This window comes from Thauera chlorobenzoica, from assembly GCF_001922305.1.
Classification (GTDB): domain Bacteria; phylum Pseudomonadota; class Gammaproteobacteria; order Burkholderiales; family Rhodocyclaceae; genus Thauera; species Thauera chlorobenzoica.
The window spans coordinates 3,313,437-3,329,481 of sequence record NZ_CP018839.1 but is presented as its reverse complement, the minus strand read 5'-3'; the positions used below and the strand labels follow the sequence as shown (position 1 = coordinate 3,329,481).

At 62.0% G+C, this 16,045-nt stretch carries 14 protein-coding genes and 1 pseudogene; 10 read left to right on the top strand and 5 right to left on the bottom strand.

What is annotated here, in order from left to right; all coding sequences use genetic code 11:
- Positions 1–31: 31 nt before the first annotated feature.
- Together Tchl_RS15550 and Tchl_RS15545 are read left to right on the top strand one after the other, a co-directional pair.
- The gene (locus Tchl_RS15550) at positions 32–1,615 is read left to right on the top strand and encodes a UbiD family decarboxylase (protein ID WP_075149174.1); all 1,584 of its coding nucleotides are present in this window, start codon (positions 32–34) and stop codon (positions 1,613–1,615) included.
- Between the two features lie 150 nt (positions 1,616–1,765).
- The gene (locus Tchl_RS15545; RefSeq protein ID WP_075149179.1) at positions 1,766–2,713 is read left to right on the top strand and encodes an MBL fold metallo-hydrolase; all 948 of its coding nucleotides are present in this window, start codon (positions 1,766–1,768) and stop codon (positions 2,711–2,713) included.
- A gap of 102 nt (positions 2,714–2,815) precedes the next feature.
- On the opposite strand, the gene Tchl_RS18045 is transcribed toward Tchl_RS15545, so the two are convergent.
- From Tchl_RS18045 to aroC, 3 genes are all read right to left on the bottom strand, one after another.
- Positions 2,816–3,073 carry a hypothetical protein gene (locus Tchl_RS18045; protein ID WP_075149178.1) on the bottom strand — a complete coding sequence of 86 codons (258 nt, stop codon included), beginning with the start codon at positions 3,071–3,073 and terminating at the stop codon, positions 2,816–2,818.
- A 117-nt stretch (positions 3,074–3,190) separates the two neighbouring features.
- Positions 3,191–3,331, bottom strand: a complete 141-nt coding sequence (locus tag Tchl_RS18040) for a PNPOx family protein (protein ID WP_198158966.1) — start codon at positions 3,329–3,331, stop codon at positions 3,191–3,193.
- A gap of 6 nt (positions 3,332–3,337) precedes the next feature.
- Positions 3,338–4,312, bottom strand: coding sequence for a chorismate synthase (gene aroC, locus Tchl_RS15535; protein WP_232311609.1), 975 nt, complete (start codon positions 4,310–4,312; stop codon positions 3,338–3,340).
- Between the two features lie 40 nt (positions 4,313–4,352).
- Here aroC and Tchl_RS15530 point away from each other — a divergent pair, with 40 nt between their 5' ends.
- Complete coding sequence (locus Tchl_RS15530) at positions 4,353–5,678, top strand: IS4 family transposase (RefSeq protein WP_075149177.1); 1,326 nt, start codon at positions 4,353–4,355, stop codon at positions 5,676–5,678.
- 17 nt (positions 5,679–5,695) lie between these two features.
- On the opposite strand, the pseudogene Tchl_RS15525 reads toward Tchl_RS15530, so the two are convergent.
- Positions 5,696–5,845: pseudogene (locus tag Tchl_RS15525) on the bottom strand (chorismate synthase); the annotation flags it as partial.
- Positions 5,809–6,477 (bottom strand): isopentenyl-diphosphate Delta-isomerase, encoded by a 669-nt coding sequence (gene idi, locus Tchl_RS15520; protein WP_232311608.1) that lies wholly within the window; start codon positions 6,475–6,477, stop codon positions 5,809–5,811. The gene idi and the pseudogene Tchl_RS15525, both read right to left, overlap by 37 nt.
- Before the next feature lie 132 nt (positions 6,478–6,609).
- Between idi and Tchl_RS15515 the strand changes: the two genes are divergently transcribed.
- The 7 genes from Tchl_RS15515 (at position 6,610) to Tchl_RS15485 (ending at position 15,991) form a co-directional block, all read left to right on the top strand.
- The gene (locus tag Tchl_RS15515) at positions 6,610–7,398 is read left to right on the top strand and encodes an IclR family transcriptional regulator (RefSeq protein ID WP_075149176.1); all 789 of its coding nucleotides are present in this window, start codon (positions 6,610–6,612) and stop codon (positions 7,396–7,398) included.
- A gap of 479 nt (positions 7,399–7,877) precedes the next feature.
- Positions 7,878–8,495: a UbiX family flavin prenyltransferase gene (locus Tchl_RS15510; RefSeq protein WP_269745429.1), complete on the top strand. Its 618-nt coding sequence runs from the start codon at positions 7,878–7,880 to the stop codon at positions 8,493–8,495.
- Positions 8,496–8,537: 42 nt separating this feature from the next.
- Entirely contained in the window at positions 8,538–10,121 is a 1,584-nt protein-coding gene (locus Tchl_RS15505; protein WP_075149174.1) for a UbiD family decarboxylase, read from the top strand.
- Positions 10,122–10,149: 28 nt separating this feature from the next.
- Positions 10,150–11,352 (top strand): CoA transferase, encoded by a 1,203-nt coding sequence (locus Tchl_RS15500; RefSeq protein ID WP_075149173.1) that lies wholly within the window; start codon positions 10,150–10,152, stop codon positions 11,350–11,352.
- Positions 11,349–12,569 carry a CaiB/BaiF CoA transferase family protein gene (locus Tchl_RS15495; RefSeq protein ID WP_075149172.1) on the top strand — a complete coding sequence of 407 codons (1,221 nt, stop codon included), beginning with the start codon at positions 11,349–11,351 and terminating at the stop codon, positions 12,567–12,569. The genes Tchl_RS15500 and Tchl_RS15495 overlap by 4 nt, the downstream gene beginning before the upstream one ends.
- Before the next feature lie 295 nt (positions 12,570–12,864).
- Positions 12,865–13,845 (top strand): TAXI family TRAP transporter solute-binding subunit, encoded by a 981-nt coding sequence (locus Tchl_RS15490; RefSeq protein ID WP_075149171.1) that lies wholly within the window; start codon positions 12,865–12,867, stop codon positions 13,843–13,845.
- Between the two features lie 214 nt (positions 13,846–14,059).
- On the top strand, positions 14,060–15,991 hold the full coding sequence (locus Tchl_RS15485) for a TRAP transporter permease (protein WP_232311607.1): 1,932 nt from the start codon (positions 14,060–14,062) through the stop codon (positions 15,989–15,991).
- Positions 15,992–16,045: the final 54 nt, after the last annotated feature.

Sequence of the window (16,045 nt, the reverse complement as noted above, 5' to 3'; positions counted from 1 at the left end):
ATTCCAGGCTCAATTCAATGGAGGCAGTGCGATGAACGATCTGGCAACGAAGGGAATCAGCGAAGCGGCGGAGCGGGTGGGCGAAAAGGACTTGCGCGCGGCGCTGGAGTGGTTCCGCAGCAAGGGCTATCTGGTCGAAACGAACAAGGAGGTCAATCCGGACCTCGAAATCACGGGGCTGCAGAAGATCTTCGACGGCAGCCTGCCGATGCTGTTCAACAACGTGAAGGACATGCCGCATGCGCGTGCCATCACCAACCTGTTCGGCGACATCCGCGTCGTCGAGGAACTGTTTGGCTGGGAGAATTCGCTGGACCGCGTGAAGAAGGTCGCCCGCGCCATCGATCACCCCCTGAAGCCGGTGATCATCGGCCAGGACGAGGCTCCGGTGCAGGAGGAAGTGCTGACCACCGATCTCGACGTCAACAAGTGGCTCACCGCGATCCGCCACACGCCGCTCGAGACGGAGATGACGATCGGCTCGGGCATCTCGTGCGTGGTCGGCCCGTACTTCGATGGCGGCAGCCATATCGGCTACAACCGCATGAACTTCCGCTGGGGCAACGTCGGCACCTTCCAGATCTCGCCCGGATCGCACATGTGGCAGGTGATGACCGAGCACTACAAGGACGACGAGCCGATTCCGCTGACGATGTGCTTCGGCGTGCCGCCGTCGTGCACCTACGTCGCCGGCGCGGGTTTCGACTACGCGATCCTGCCGAAGGGCTGTGACGAGATCGGCATCGCCGGGGCGATCCAGGGCTCGCCGGTGCGTCTGGTCAAGTGCCGCACCATCGACGCCTACACGCTGGCCGATGCGGAATACGTGCTCGAAGGCTACCTGCATCCGCGCGACAAGCGCTACGAGACCGCCGAGTCGGAAGCCGCCGACATCCAGGGCCGCTTCCACTTCCATCCGGAATGGGCGGGCTACATGGGCAAGGCCTACAAGGCGCCGACTTTCCACGTCACCGCGATCACGATGCGCCGCCGCGAGAGCAAGCCGATCATCTTCCCGCTCGGCGTGCACACCGCGGACGACGCCAACATTGACACCTCGGTGCGCGAATCGGCGATCTTCGCCCTGTGCGAGCGCCTGCAACCGGGCATCGTGCAGAACGTGCATATTCCGTACTGCATGACCGACTGGGGCGGCTGCATCATCCAGGTGAAGAAGCGCAACCAGATCGAGGAAGGCTGGCAGCGCAACTTCCTCGCCGCCATCCTCGCCTGCTCGCAGGGCATGCGGCTGGCCATTGCGGTGAGCGAAGACGTCGACATCTACTCGATGGACGACATCATGTGGTGTCTCACCACCCGCGTGAATCCGCAGACCGACATCCTCAATCCGCTGCCGGGTGGGCGCGGTCAGACCTTCATGCCGGCCGAACGCATGACCTCGGGTGACAAGCAATGGACCGCTTCCAACACCCAGTTCGAAGGCGGCATGGGCATCGACGCGACGGTGCCGTACGGCTACGAGAGCGACTTCCACCGGCCGGTGTATGGCGTCGATCTGGTCAAGCCGGAGAACTTCTTCGACGCCAAGGACATCGACAAGATGAAGTCGCGCATGGCCGGCTGGGTGCTGTCGCTCGCCCGCACCGGCCGTTAAGAGACCGCCAGGACGACAAGGAGCGCCCATGTTAAGCGCATACCGCGTCCTGGATCTCAGCAACCGCATCGGCTGGCTCGCCGGGCGGTTGCTGGCCGATCTACGCGCTGTTACAGCGGCGGCCGGTTATGTGAACACGAGATCCTGTCCATGAGTCCAGTGATTTCATACGTCGATGGCATTTACGCTGTCGATGCCATGTACATCCGACCTGGTCTCGCGGCGATCTATTTGATCATTCAAAACGGCCGTGCTGCCATATTTGACTGCGGGACAAACGCTTCGGTGCCGCAGGTTCTTTACGCCCTTGAATCCCTTGGGGTGTCCACGAGCGGGGTCGAATTCATCGTTCCGTCGCATGTCCATCTTGATCATGCCGGAGGTGCCGGCGCGATGATGGAAGTCTTTCCGAATGCCAGACTGGTGGTGCACCCGCGTGGCGCAAGGCATATGGCCGACCCGTCGAGACTGGTGGAGGGGGTCCGGGCAGTTTACGGCGAAGCAACGGCGCAGGCGCTATATGGCGATCTCAAGCCTGTGTCGCTCTCGCGGATTGTGGAAGCCCGCGACGGAATGGCGTTGGACCTCGCTGGACGAATTCTTACCGTGCTTGACACCCCTGGACATGCGAAACACCATATCTGTTTGCGGGACAGCCGGACGGGGCACATTTTTGCGGGCGACGCGTTCGGTGTTTCCTATCGCGAGATCGATGTCGATGGCCGCGCGTTCGTTTTTGCGCTGACATCGCCAGTGCAATTCGATCCTCAAGCCATACACACGTCGATAGCCAATATTCTCGCGGAGCAACCGGGAGCGATCTATCTCGCGCATTTTGGGCAGGTCACTGACGTGCGTCGCCTTGGAGGCGATCTGCACAGGCTGGTTGATGCTCACTGCGATCTGGCGCGGAAGGTTCACGCCGATGGGAAGGGGGAGCGGCATAGCCGTCTCGTCAATGCGTTGCGCCAGTTGTTGGTTGAGGAGCGAGTCCGCCAGGGATGGCAAATCGCCGACGCCGAATTGTTCGATATCTTCAGCGACGAGCTGGACGTCAATGCCCAAGGCTTGGAGGTCTGGCTAGACAGTTTGAACTGAAGCGCGGCGGTGCGCCTGGTGGTCAGCGCCACAATCGTTGAAGAGGATCGGCCCGCTGACGGGGGAACGGCTTGGCCCCGTGTTGCAGAGCCGCATTCCATTTCAAGTCGTCTTTTGTGGCGGCGCCGACAATTCGGCGACCGACTTCGGTCCCTCGATGCAAATGACGTCGAACTGCTCGCGGCAACCAAGTCCGCGAGAGTTGTCGATAAAGTACAGCCTGGAAGGTCGGAGTCTGTACCAGGTAGTCTTGTTCATCGCTGTGGCAATCGCGCCATCCGTGCGGCCGGGGGTTGTAAAGGCAAATTTGCGGGCGAAGAGGGCGGCGGCGCGCAGGCTATCCGGTGCGTTCAACCGCATCGCTTCCCCCTCCAGTTGGATCCCGCGGATTTCTTGCCACTCGGAGTAATCTTCCTGTACGGTCGCGGCAATACTCGTGTCGCTTTCGAGGTTGCGTGCATGCCGTGTGCCTGGCGCTTACAGGAAATACAGGTCCGCGCCGTCATTCACATAGAATACTGCCGCCGCCCACGGGCCCCCGGCGCCATGGGTTGCGAGGGTCATCACGTGGTGGCGCTGGAGATAGGTGAGCGGTTCCTGGGTCGAATCGGCTTGCATGATTGGTCACCTTTCACGCAGTGGCCGGGGTACATCGGCGTTCTGGCCGCGGTCGCGCAACACGTGGTCCATCAGGACCAAGGCCAGCATGGCTTCTGCGATCGGGACTGCGCGTATTCCAACGCAGGGGTCATGCCTTCCGTGTGTCTCGATCACAGCGGGATCCCCTGTGATGTCGACGGTTTTTCCCGGGGTTCGGATGCTCGACGTCGGCTTGAGCGCGATGCTGGCGAGGATGTCCTGGCCCGACGAGATGCCTCCCAAGGTTCCGCCCGCCCGGTTGCTCGCGAATCCGTTCTGCATGATTTCGTCGCGGTGTTCGCTGCCCCGCTGTTCAACGCAGGCAAATCCGTCGCCGATCTCCACCCCCTTGACGGCATTGATACTCATCAGTGCGTGTGCGATATCGGCGTCGAGCCGGTCGAACACCGGCTCTCCGAGTCCCACCGGCACGCTGTGGGCGATCACGTTTATGCGGGCACCGACCGAATCTCCGTCCTTGCGTAATGCGTCCAGGTAGTGCTTGAGTTCATCCACCCTTGATGCATCGGGAAAAAAGAACGGATTGCGCCCGATCTCGTCCCAGTCCAGCTGCATCGCGGCAATCGGCCCCAACTTGGCCAGGTAGCCGCGGATATGCACCCCGAAGCGCTCCCTCAGATACTTCTTCGCGATGGCCCCCGCCGCGACCCGCACAGCAGTCTCGCGCGACGACGATCGGCCGCCACCGCGATAGTCCCGTATGCCGTACTTCTGCTGATAGGTGTAGTCGGCATGGCCGGGGCGGAAAAGATTCTTGATCCGGGCATAGTCCTTTGAGCGCTGATCGGTGTTGCGGATCAGAAGACCGATGGGCGTTCCGGTAGTACGTCCTTCGAAAACTCCCGAGAGGATTTCTACCCTGTCGTTTTCAGAACGTGCGGTCGTATAGCGCGATTGCCCTGGTTTGCGGCATTCCATTACACACAACGCGAACGTCATTGCGTAAGCTCCTGACCTTTCCGATCTGACGACACCATCCATGAGCTGGGCTGCCGACGAATTTGAAACCATCGACCTGGGCGACCAGCGCCTGAACCGGCGCACGGTGTTGCTGGCCGAGCGGCTGGGGGCGCAACCGACGGCCAGCATCCCGGCCGCCTGTGGCGGCTGGGCGGAGACGCAGGCGGCGTACCGGCTGCTGTCGGACGACGACATCGGCTGGGCCGACATCCTGGCACCGCACCTGGCGCGCACCGATGAACGCATGGCGGCCCATGCGGTGGTGCTGTGCATCCAGGACACGACCGAACTCGACTTCAACGGCCAGGCGATCGAGGGGTTGGGACCGCTGTCGTTTGAAGCGCAGCGCGGGATGTACCTGCACCCGACCTACGCCGTGTCGCCGGCGCGCGAGCCCCTGGGCGTGCTCGATGCGTGGATGTGGGCGCGCGAACCGAAGGCCGACGATGGCACGCGCGGCGGCCTCACCGAGAGCGTGCGCTGGATCGAAGGCTACGAGCGGATCGCCGAACGCGCGGCAACGTTGCCCGCCACCCGCCTGGTGTATGTCGCGGATCGGGAAGCCGATATCGTCGCGCTGATGGCGCGGGCGCGCGAGCTGGGTTGCCCGGCCGACTGGCTGCTGCGCTCGCAGCACAACCGCGCGCTGCCCGGCGGCGATAAGCTCTGGCCGCGCGTGCTGGGCGCAGAACCGTTGGGGGAGATCCGCTTCACGATCCCTGCGCGCAAGGGGCAAAAGGCGCGGCAGGTGCGTCAGCAAGTCTGGTCCTCGCGCGTCAAGCTCAAGGCCGGGCCCCGCGATCACCTCGAGGCGACGTGCGTGATCGCCCGTGAGATCGGTGCACCGGCCGGCGTGAAGCCGGTCGAATGGCGGCTGCTCACCAACCGCGAGGCGGCCAGCTTCGAGGCGGCAAGCGAACTCATCGACTGGTACCGGGCGCGCTGGGAGATCGAACTCTTCTTCCACGTGCTCAAGAACGGCTGCAAGGTCGAGGCGCTGCAACTGGCGACGGTGCCGCGCCTGGAGCGCGCGCTGGCGCTGTTCATGGTGGTGGCCTGGCGTATTGCCCGGCTGATGCGACTGGGCCGAACCTGTCCCGAGCTCGAGGCCGAATTGCTCTTCGAGCGTGACGAATGGCAGGCGGCCTTCATCCTGAACAAGCAGCGTCCTCCTGAGAAACCGCCTGCACTCAACGAGATGGTGCGTCTGGTGGCCATGCTCGGCGGCTTTCTCGGGCGCAAGGGCGACGGCGAGCCCGGCGTGAAGACGATCTGGATCGGTCTTCAGCGCGTCATGGATTTCGCGGCGGGGCTCAAGTACGCGCGTGACCAGCATGATGAATGAATTGTGTGTAATGGAATGGGTTTGCGGCGGTCGAGATCGGGCTGGATATCCGACTCCGACAACTCGAGCCCCGGGGGGCAGCCGTCGACCACGCCTCCCAGTGCGGGGCCGTGGCTTTCGCCGAAGCTGCTTACGACAAAGAGTTTGCCGATCGAATTTCCCGACATGTCTCCTCCGTAAGGTGGCCGGAGTGCCCTGAAGTCCGAAAACTGACAACGCGGTCAACACATGCCGCCAGCCAGACGCTGTAGCTCTCCGGGTGTTCACGTATATCGGCGGCCAATTGCCTCATGTCCATCCACTTCCAGTCTTCGGCCTCTTCCGGATTCAATACGGGCTTGTCATCATGATGTCCGAAAAAGACGTGATCATATTCGTGCTCGATGAGGCCGTTGTCGAACCTTGTCTGGTACACGAAGCTGAACACTTCCTGAAGTTCGCAATCGAAACCCATTTCCTCGCGCAACCGGCGGCGCGCCGCATCGGTGGTGTCTTCATTTGGGCGCGGATGGCTGCAACACGTATTACTCCAAAGTCCCCCGGAATGATATTTCGTCGAGGCGCGCTTTTGCAGCAGGACCCGGCTGGCAGCGTCGAAGACGAATATCGAAATGGCGCGGTGAAGCTCGCCGCTGCGATGCGCCGCCATCTTGCCGGCGAAGCCGACTTGATTGTCGTTCAGGTCAACCAGAATCACTTGGTCTTCCATAAGCGCTCCATATTTCAAAAACAAGCGCTGCAGGGGTTGCAGCGCCACTCGCCGCTGCAACGGTACGCACGCCGTGATAATGTCCAACATGCAGACTTGTCTTGAGCCGCACGACCGGGTCGCGTGTTTTGTGGAATCGAATCTATTCTTCGGAATGAAGATTGACAAGCCAAAGGCTGGCAATAAAATTTCAATATGTGGACCTAAATAAGGAATTGTGCCGTGAGTGACCACGCTTCCCCCGGTTCAGGAACACAGAGCATCCAGCGTGCGGCCCATGTGCTGCGCATCATCGCTTCACGCAATGGCACCGGCCTGCGCCTGGTGGATATCTCCAGCCACGCCAGGCTCGAGCGGCCGACAGTGCATCGGATATTGAAATGCCTGATTACGGAGGGGCTGGTCAGCCAGGATGCTGAGACGCGTCGTTACTTTCTGGGGCGTCTGACCTTCGAACTCGGGCTTGCCGCCTCATCCAGCTTCAACCTGCGCGACATTTGCCGGCCGGCATTGGCGAGGCTCGCCGAGCAGACCGGCGACACGGTCTTCCTGACGATACGCAGTGGTTTCGATACTGTGTGTGTCGATCGCGCCGAGGGATCGTTTCCGATCAAGACGCTCACGCTGGACGTGGGCACGCGGCGCCCGTTGGGGGTTGGTGCGGGCGGGCTGGCATTGCTGATGTCCCTGGCGGATGAAGCTATCGAGGATATCGTGTCAGCCAATGCGCTGCGGCTCGGGGCATACAACAATCTGACGGTGCCCGCGCTGATGCGTTTGCTGAAGCGATGCCGCGAACTGGGTTATGCGCTGAACGATGCCCATATCACGCCTGGCGCGACTTCGGTCGGGTTGCCGATACGCTCGCGCTCCGGCGAACCCTTTCTCGCAATCAGCATAGGCGCCATTTCCGAGCGGATGGCCGAGAAGCGCCAGAAGGAGTTGGTTGCGCTCATTCGGTCCGAAATCGTCAATCTCGAAGCGGCGGTGAGCGATACCGTCCACCCGTGAGGGGTGTATCGACGCAATCCCCTGGGTGTCATCTCCGCGGTGCGGGGCTGTGATTCGCGCCTGCGATGCGCATGGTCGTTTTCCTTGCTGGGGTTGTTTATCTGCTTCGCTGAATTCCTGATTGGGAGCGCCTGACTGCCCGCATTCGCTGGTGCGGTTTGCGGTGGCATGTCCGCAAGTCAGTCTGTTTTCCGGTGAAATCGAAACGTCGGGTTCGATGTCGCTGCGCGAAGCGCGTGGCGGGCCGCCACGTCCGCCTCATTCTCTCCGCCGCCGGCTGTTGAATCCGCCATTGCCGAGGGTGTTCTGCAAAAGTCCAAAATATGGAACAAGAATTGAGCCGGGCGGGTTGTTTGTGCATGTGCACATGCCTAGAGTTGCCAACAAGTCGTCAAAACAGTGGTTTGTTGTCGGTGGTGATGCTGATTTGTAGTTCGTAATATGGACTGTTCTGGCGAGACCTGGATCGCGTTTCCCCCTTGAGCGAGGATCAAATGAAAAGACTGATTGTGGGCATCACCGGCGCGACGGGCGTGATTTTCGGCGTTCGCCTGCTCGAGGCGCTGCAGGAATCGGATGTCGAAACGCACCTCGTGCTGAGCAAGTGGGCGATCCAGACGATCGAGCACGAGACGCCGTACACGGCGAAGCAGGTTCGCGCGCTGGCCGACGTCGATCACGTCGAGGGCAACATGGGGGCGTCGATCTCGTCGGGATCGTTCATGACCGAAGGCATGGTGATCGCGCCGTGTTCGATGCGCAGCCTCGCGGCGATTGCGCACGGCACGGGGGACCACCTCGTGCACCGCGCCGCGGACGTGATCCTGAAGGAGCGTCGTCGGCTGGTGCTGGTCGCGCGCGAAATGCCGCTCTCCGACATTCATCTGGAAAACATGCTGAAGCTCTCCCGCATGGGGGCGACGATCATGCCGCCGATGCCGGCGTTCTATAACCATCCGGCGACGCTCGACGACATGGTCGATCACGTGGTGGCCCGGATTCTCGATCAATTCGGCATTCCGGCCGAATTTGCGCGGCGGTGGGAGGGGGAGATGCGCGGTCGGAAGATCGCGAATCTTCAGCCGCAAAAGCAATAACTCAACTCTCAATTCCAGGCTCAATTCAATGGAGGCAGTGCGATGAACGATCTGGCAACGAAGGGAATCAGCGAAGCGGCGGAGCGGGTGGGCGAAAAGGACTTGCGCGCGGCGCTGGAGTGGTTCCGCAGCAAGGGCTATCTGGTCGAAACGAACAAGGAGGTCAATCCGGACCTCGAAATCACGGGGCTGCAGAAGATCTTCGACGGCAGCCTGCCGATGCTGTTCAACAACGTGAAGGACATGCCGCATGCGCGTGCCATCACCAACCTGTTCGGCGACATCCGCGTCGTCGAGGAACTGTTTGGCTGGGAGAATTCGCTGGACCGCGTGAAGAAGGTCGCCCGCGCCATCGATCACCCCCTGAAGCCGGTGATCATCGGCCAGGACGAGGCTCCGGTGCAGGAGGAAGTGCTGACCACCGATCTCGACGTCAACAAGTGGCTCACCGCGATCCGCCACACGCCGCTCGAGACGGAGATGACGATCGGCTCGGGCATCTCGTGCGTGGTCGGCCCGTACTTCGATGGCGGCAGCCATATCGGCTACAACCGCATGAACTTCCGCTGGGGCAACGTCGGCACCTTCCAGATCTCGCCCGGATCGCACATGTGGCAGGTGATGACCGAGCACTACAAGGACGACGAGCCGATTCCGCTGACGATGTGCTTCGGCGTGCCGCCGTCGTGCACCTACGTCGCCGGCGCGGGTTTCGACTACGCGATCCTGCCGAAGGGCTGTGACGAGATCGGCATCGCCGGGGCGATCCAGGGCTCGCCGGTGCGTCTGGTCAAGTGCCGCACCATCGACGCCTACACGCTGGCCGATGCGGAATACGTGCTCGAAGGCTACCTGCATCCGCGCGACAAGCGCTACGAGACCGCCGAGTCGGAAGCCGCCGACATCCAGGGCCGCTTCCACTTCCATCCGGAATGGGCGGGCTACATGGGCAAGGCCTACAAGGCGCCGACTTTCCACGTCACCGCGATCACGATGCGCCGCCGCGAGAGCAAGCCGATCATCTTCCCGCTCGGCGTGCACACCGCGGACGACGCCAACATTGACACCTCGGTGCGCGAATCGGCGATCTTCGCCCTGTGCGAGCGCCTGCAACCGGGCATCGTGCAGAACGTGCATATTCCGTACTGCATGACCGACTGGGGCGGCTGCATCATCCAGGTGAAGAAGCGCAACCAGATCGAGGAAGGCTGGCAGCGCAACTTCCTCGCCGCCATCCTCGCCTGCTCGCAGGGCATGCGGCTGGCCATTGCGGTGAGCGAAGACGTCGACATCTACTCGATGGACGACATCATGTGGTGTCTCACCACCCGCGTGAATCCGCAGACCGACATCCTCAATCCGCTGCCGGGTGGGCGCGGTCAGACCTTCATGCCGGCCGAACGCATGACCTCGGGTGACAAGCAATGGACCGCTTCCAACACCCAGTTCGAAGGCGGCATGGGCATCGACGCGACGGTGCCGTACGGCTACGAGAGCGACTTCCACCGGCCGGTGTATGGCGTCGATCTGGTCAAGCCGGAGAACTTCTTCGACGCCAAGGACATCGACAAGATGAAGTCGCGCATGGCCGGCTGGGTGCTGTCGCTCGCCCGCACCGGCCGTTAAGAGACCGCCAGGACGACAAGGAGCGCCCATGTTAAGCGCATACCGCGTCCTGGATCTCAGCAACCGCATCGGCTGGCTCGCCGGGCGGTTGCTGGCCGATCTCGGGGCAGACGTAATCAAGATTGAGGCACCTGGGATGCCCGTCGACGATCCAGACTGGCAGGCCTACAACGTTAATAAGCGCCTGTTGCGGCTTGATCTCGAAACGCCCGAAGGACGGTCGCAGTTCGATCACCTGATCGATCACACGGATATCCTCGTCGAATCGGCGCAGCCGGGCACGCCGTTCGCGTCGTGGCTGGACCCCGAGCGGTTGCGGCAACGCAACTCTCGGCTGATCCAGGTGTCGGTGACACCGTTTGGTGCCGAAGGCCCGCGCGCCGGGTGGCTTGCTTCGGATCTTGAGCTGATGGCCGCAGGTGGTGCGATGTCGCTTGCCGGCGAGCCCGGTGAGACCCCGCTGCGCGTGACCGTGCCGCAGTCCTATTGTTGGGCTGGCGCTCAGGCTGCAGTCGGTGTCCTCACGGCGCTGATTCACAGAACGGCGACGGGTGTAGGCCAGCGTATTGACGTGTCTGCACAAGCTTCCGTCATCCTCGCGCTGTCCCATGCGCCGGCGTTCTGGGATATGGAACGCACGAATCCGACGCGTGCCGGCGCCTTTGTCAGCGGCCGCTCCGTAAAGGGCGCGCGCTTCCGCGCATTCTGGCCCTGCGCCGACGGCTATCTGAACTTCGTGCTGTACGGTGGTCCGGCCGGGCGACGGACCAACGCGCGGCTCGTCGAGTGGATGCGTGAGTGCGGGGCGGATCTCGGGGTGCTGACACAGACCGACTGGAAGCGCTTCGATCCGAAGCTTGCCAGCCAGGAGGAAGTCGACGAGATGGAACGCCCGATCGCTGCGTTCTTTCTGGGTATCCCGAAGCGAGAATTTCTTGAGCAGGCGAGTCGGCGGGAGATGCTCGGTTATCCGGTTTCCACGATGCAGGATATCGCCACCGATCCGCAACTCGGCGCCCGCGCGTTCTGGGACGACCTGCAGGGTCCCGACGGCGAGTTGCAGCGGCATTGCGGCAGCTTCGCGATTGTCGACCAGGCCCGGCAACCCCTGCGTCATCGGCCCGGTGAGGAGATCGATGTTGTGACCTTGCTCAATGAATGCCGTGCGGGATCGAAGCCGGTGGACGTCGCGGGGGCGACGGTGATGGAGAAGGAGGGGCAACTCGTATGAGCGCGATTTCTCAAGCCTTGGCCGGAGTCAAGGTGGCCGAGTTTGGCGCGTACGCGGCAGGGCCGCACATCGGCAAGATGCTCGCAACCTTCGGCGCGACCGTCGTGCACGTGGAGTCACATCAGCGTCCTGATGGTTTCCGCACAGAGTATCCGCCATTCAAGGACGGTAAGCCGGGCCCCGACCGGGGCGGCTGTTTCGCGATCTTCAATGACTCGAAGCATGCCGTAACGCTGGACCTGAAGACCTCGGCCGGTACCGACCTCGCGCGGCGGCTGGTCGGCTGGGCGGATATCGTCGTCGAGAACATGCGACCGGAAGTCATGGATCGGCTGGGACTCGGTTACGAGGCGGCGCGAGAATTGAACCCCGGGATTGTCATGATCTCGAGTTGCAACATGGGTCAGACCGGCCCGCGTGCGCAGACGCCGGGGTTCGGCTCTCAGTTGTCGGCGCTCGCCGGATTTTGCGGGTTGACCGGCAGTCCCGACGGTCCGCCAATGCTGCTCTACGGCCCGTACATCGACTTTATTGCCTCGACGCTGGGTGCAACTGCGGTCCTGGCGGCGGTCGACCGCCAGCGACGGACGGGCGAGGGCGCGTGGATCGATCTGGCGCAATACGAGAGTGGCTTGATGTTCATCGCCGGCGCACTTTTCGACTACCACCGCAATGGTCGTGTGGCCGAGCGCGCGGACAACCGCGATCCGGATGCCGCTCCGCACAATGCCTATCAGTGCAGCGACGGAGCGTGGCTTGCGCTGTCGTGCTGGTCCGATGAGGAGTTTGGGCGTTTCGCGAACGTGTTGGGGCGTCCTGAACTCCGATCCGACCACCGGTTCGCGACGCACGCGAGCCGGCACGCGAACGTGGGGGAACTCGACGAGATCGTTTCCCGGTGCATGCTAACGCGTGCCGCCGAGCAGACAGCGGCGCAGCTTCAGGCGGTCGGGGTTCACGCCTATCCGGTCAATACGATCGCAGACTTGTTCTGCGATCCGCAGCTTGCGTACCGGCGCATCTGGCGTCGTCGCCTGCACGGCAGTATCGGCGACGTGGCGTGCTATTTCTCGGCCTTCGATCTGTCGGCGACGCCGGGTGATGTCACCGCAGCCGCCCCACGAATTGGGCAGGACAACGCTTACGTGTTCCAGGAGCTTCTCGGCATGACCGTGGACGAATACATGGCCTGCGAGCGAGAGGGGGCGTTTCAGTGACGGGCATGGCGATCATGCCCGGCGTCGGATCCGCCATTGATTTTCGCATGCACCGATAGTTGGCGGGTCAGAACAATGGTGTGAACCGGGCCCGCACGGACCAGAAATAAACATCCAGATTGTGGATGTTTATTTCGGTTCTGCAAGCCTGGTTCCGTTGATCGCGACCATTACCGTAAAGATAATCCGGTCAAGAAAGAGATATAGCACGCACTTACAAGACAGATAAGTCCCTTACCGGGACACTGCTCCGATACAGCCGACGTTTCATAAAGAACTACAAGGAGGAAACAAAATGTTGCGATTCATCATTTGCGGACTTGCCTTTGTGTTATTGAGTTTCAGTGCAGCGGCGGACCCTTACCGGATGACCCTTTCAGGCGCGAGTCCGAGCGGGTTATGGACGATGATCGGTGTCGGTATCGATGGGGCGATCAAGGACAGCTTTCCGGGTTCCGACGTCACATACCAGACATCGGGAGGTGGACTCGCGAATATTGCGCTTATCGACCAGGGAAAGGTCGAATTGGGCATTGCGCACGATGCCGAGCTTCAGATCGCGACGCTCGGCGCGAAGCCCTTTGCAAGACCGGTTACCAGTCTCCGGGCGATTGCCCTGTTATACAACTGGGCGCCGATGCAGATGGTCATCACGAAGGCGTTCGCCGAGAAATACGGCATTCACAGCTTTGACGATCTCGCAGCGAAGAAGCCACCGCTCCGGATCGCCCTGAACAAGCGGGGTAACATCACCGAGCACGTCGCCATCGAGCTGTTCAAGGCGATCGGTGTGACCGTGGATGACATCAAGAAATGGGGGGGCGACGTCATTTACGCGGCCTCCGACGAGCAGGGCGACCTGATGAAGGACAGGCGGATCGACATGTTCGCGAATGGGGTTTTCGTCCGGACGAGTTTCATTGTCCAGGCCGGCGATGCGGTCGAACTTGTGCTGCTGCCGGTTTCCGAGCGCGTAATCAATACGGTGTCGCAAGAGCTGAAGGTCGCGCCCTTCATCGTCAAGGCCGGAAGTTATCCCTGGCAACCGGTCGATGTTCCGACGGTCGCGCTTGGAGCGGTGCTCATGGTCAACAGCAAAATGGAAGACAAGGTTGCCCATGACCTCGCCGAGGCGCTGCATAAGCACATCGACAAGCTGCAGGGGGCACATAGCAGTCTGAAGGCGATCACGCCTGAATTCCTCGCAAGTCAGAAAGTCATTCCGTATCACAAGGGCGCCGAAGCCTATTACCGGGAAGCCGGCCTGCTCAAGTAGGTACGACGAACCGAATCCGCGGCATTCCCTTCACTCCGCGCTATTAGTCCTTGCCGTCATCGCCGGTTGCAAGGTCACGGATCATCAGCGTCCCGGCCGTTCGCTGCTACCACCGATCTCCACCATCATGCGTGCCGCTTCCTCCATGGGGCGTGGCCGCCGGTCGAGGTCTGGTGGGGGCTGAGGGACGCAAGCCGTACGAGGAGAACCAAACGTGTCCAGCATTAGCCTTTCATTCCTGAGCAGATTCCTGACGACCGGTGCCCGCCGCGACCCCGACAGTTGGGCGGGGCATCTGCTGAAACCCTTTGCGGCGCTGGTTGCGCTCGGCATCGTCTGGGTGACAACGATCCAGATCGTCCAGATCTATGCGATGACGATCGTCTTCCTCGGGCTGATGCTCGCGCTGGTCTTCCTGACGACGGGGGCGAGCGCGAACTCGAGTCGCGACCGTGTTCCCGTCTGGGATCTGATCCTCGCGGCGGCGAGCATCGGCATCTCGGCCTATTTCTGGTTCCACAACGAGCGGATCGTGACCCGCATTACACTGCTCGACGAACTGACTGCGTGGGACATCCTTTGCGGAAGCGGGCTGCTGCTCATCACTCTCGAAGCGACACGGCGCACCGTAGGCCCGGGGCTGACGTCGATCGTGCTCGTGTTCCTTGCCTACAATTTGTGGGGTGACCGGTTGCCGGGCGTGCTCGGCCACGGTCCGATCGACTATCTCCACTTTCTCGATATCCTCGCGTTCACGACCGACGGAATCTTTGGTGCGCCGATCAGAGTCGCATTGACGTACGTCTTCCTGTTCGGCCTGTTCGGAACCTTCCTGTCGCGCACGGGAGGCGGCGATTTCTTCTTCGATGCCGCTTCAGCCGTGAGCGGCAAGAGCCCCGGCGGTCCCGCGAAAATCGCGGTAGTCTCGTCGGGACTCTACGGGACCATTTCCGGAAGTCCCACGGCCGACGTGGTCACCACCGGGTCGATCACGATCCCGATGATGAAGAAGCTTGGCTACTCGGGTGCCCTTGCCGGCGGAATCGAGGTCGCCGCATCCACTGGCGGCAGCATCCTGCCCCCCGTGATGGGTTCGGCAGCCTTCATCATGGCCGAGTTCACCGGCATCCGATATACGGATATCGCCCTGGCGGGGATCGTGCCGGCATTCCTCTGTTATTTCTGCGTCTATCTGCAGGTGCACCTCAACTCCCTCAAGTTGGGGATTACCGGGCTCGACAAGGTGCCGGTTTTCGCCGACACGATGCGGCGAGGAGGGATGTTCCTGGTCCCGCTGATCGCTCTGGTGCTTGCGCTGCTCATCGGATACTCCCCCAATTTCGTGGCCGCATTCGGCACCCTCGCGGTGATCGCGGTGGCGATGTGCAGGCGGGAGACGCGCCTGAGTTTCAGAGGGTTCTACGAGATTCTTGCGGAAGCGACCCTGCGGGTGATGCCGGTAGTCGCCGCATGTGCGGCCGCGGGGCTGGTCGTGGGCGGGCTGTCGATGACCGGGCTCGGCGCCAAGGTAACCGAACTCATCTTCCTCCTTGCCGGCACGGATCTGTTCCTGTCGCTGGTGGTCGCCGCGGTCATCACGCTGGTGCTGGGGATGGGAATGCCGACCCCGAGCGTGTATATCCTCGCCGCGGTGCTGGTCGCGCCGGCGCTCACGAAGCTTGGCGTTTCGCTGATCGCTGCGCATCTGTTTCTTGTCTATTACGCCAGCCTGTCGGCGATGACCCCGCCGATCGCCGTTGCCGCGTTTGCTGCTGCCCCCATCGCGCTCGCCAACCCTCTTGCCATCGGGCTCGCGGCGGTAAGAATGGCGATGGTTGCGTTCATCGTTCCTTTTGCCTTCGTGTACAACAATGGCATTCTGTTCTCGGGAGCGCCGCTGCAGATTGCATTTGCCTGTCTGGGGGTGACCCTTGCCGTGGCCTGTCTGTGTCTGGCGGCCGAAGGTTTCTGGAAATGGCCGCTCGGCATCGTGCATCGCCTGTGTTTCCTGGCCGCAGGATTTGCGCTGTTGGCTCCCTCGCCTCTTGCTCAGGCAGCCGGGGGAATCGCCGCAGTATTCGGAGCATGGATGGCGATGCGCGCCGGTTCGAGGCCGGGTGAGCGTCGCGAGACTTCATCCTACTGACGGACAATCCACCACCGGAGGGACCGCAATTGATTGCTGAGGGGCAGGCTGCGC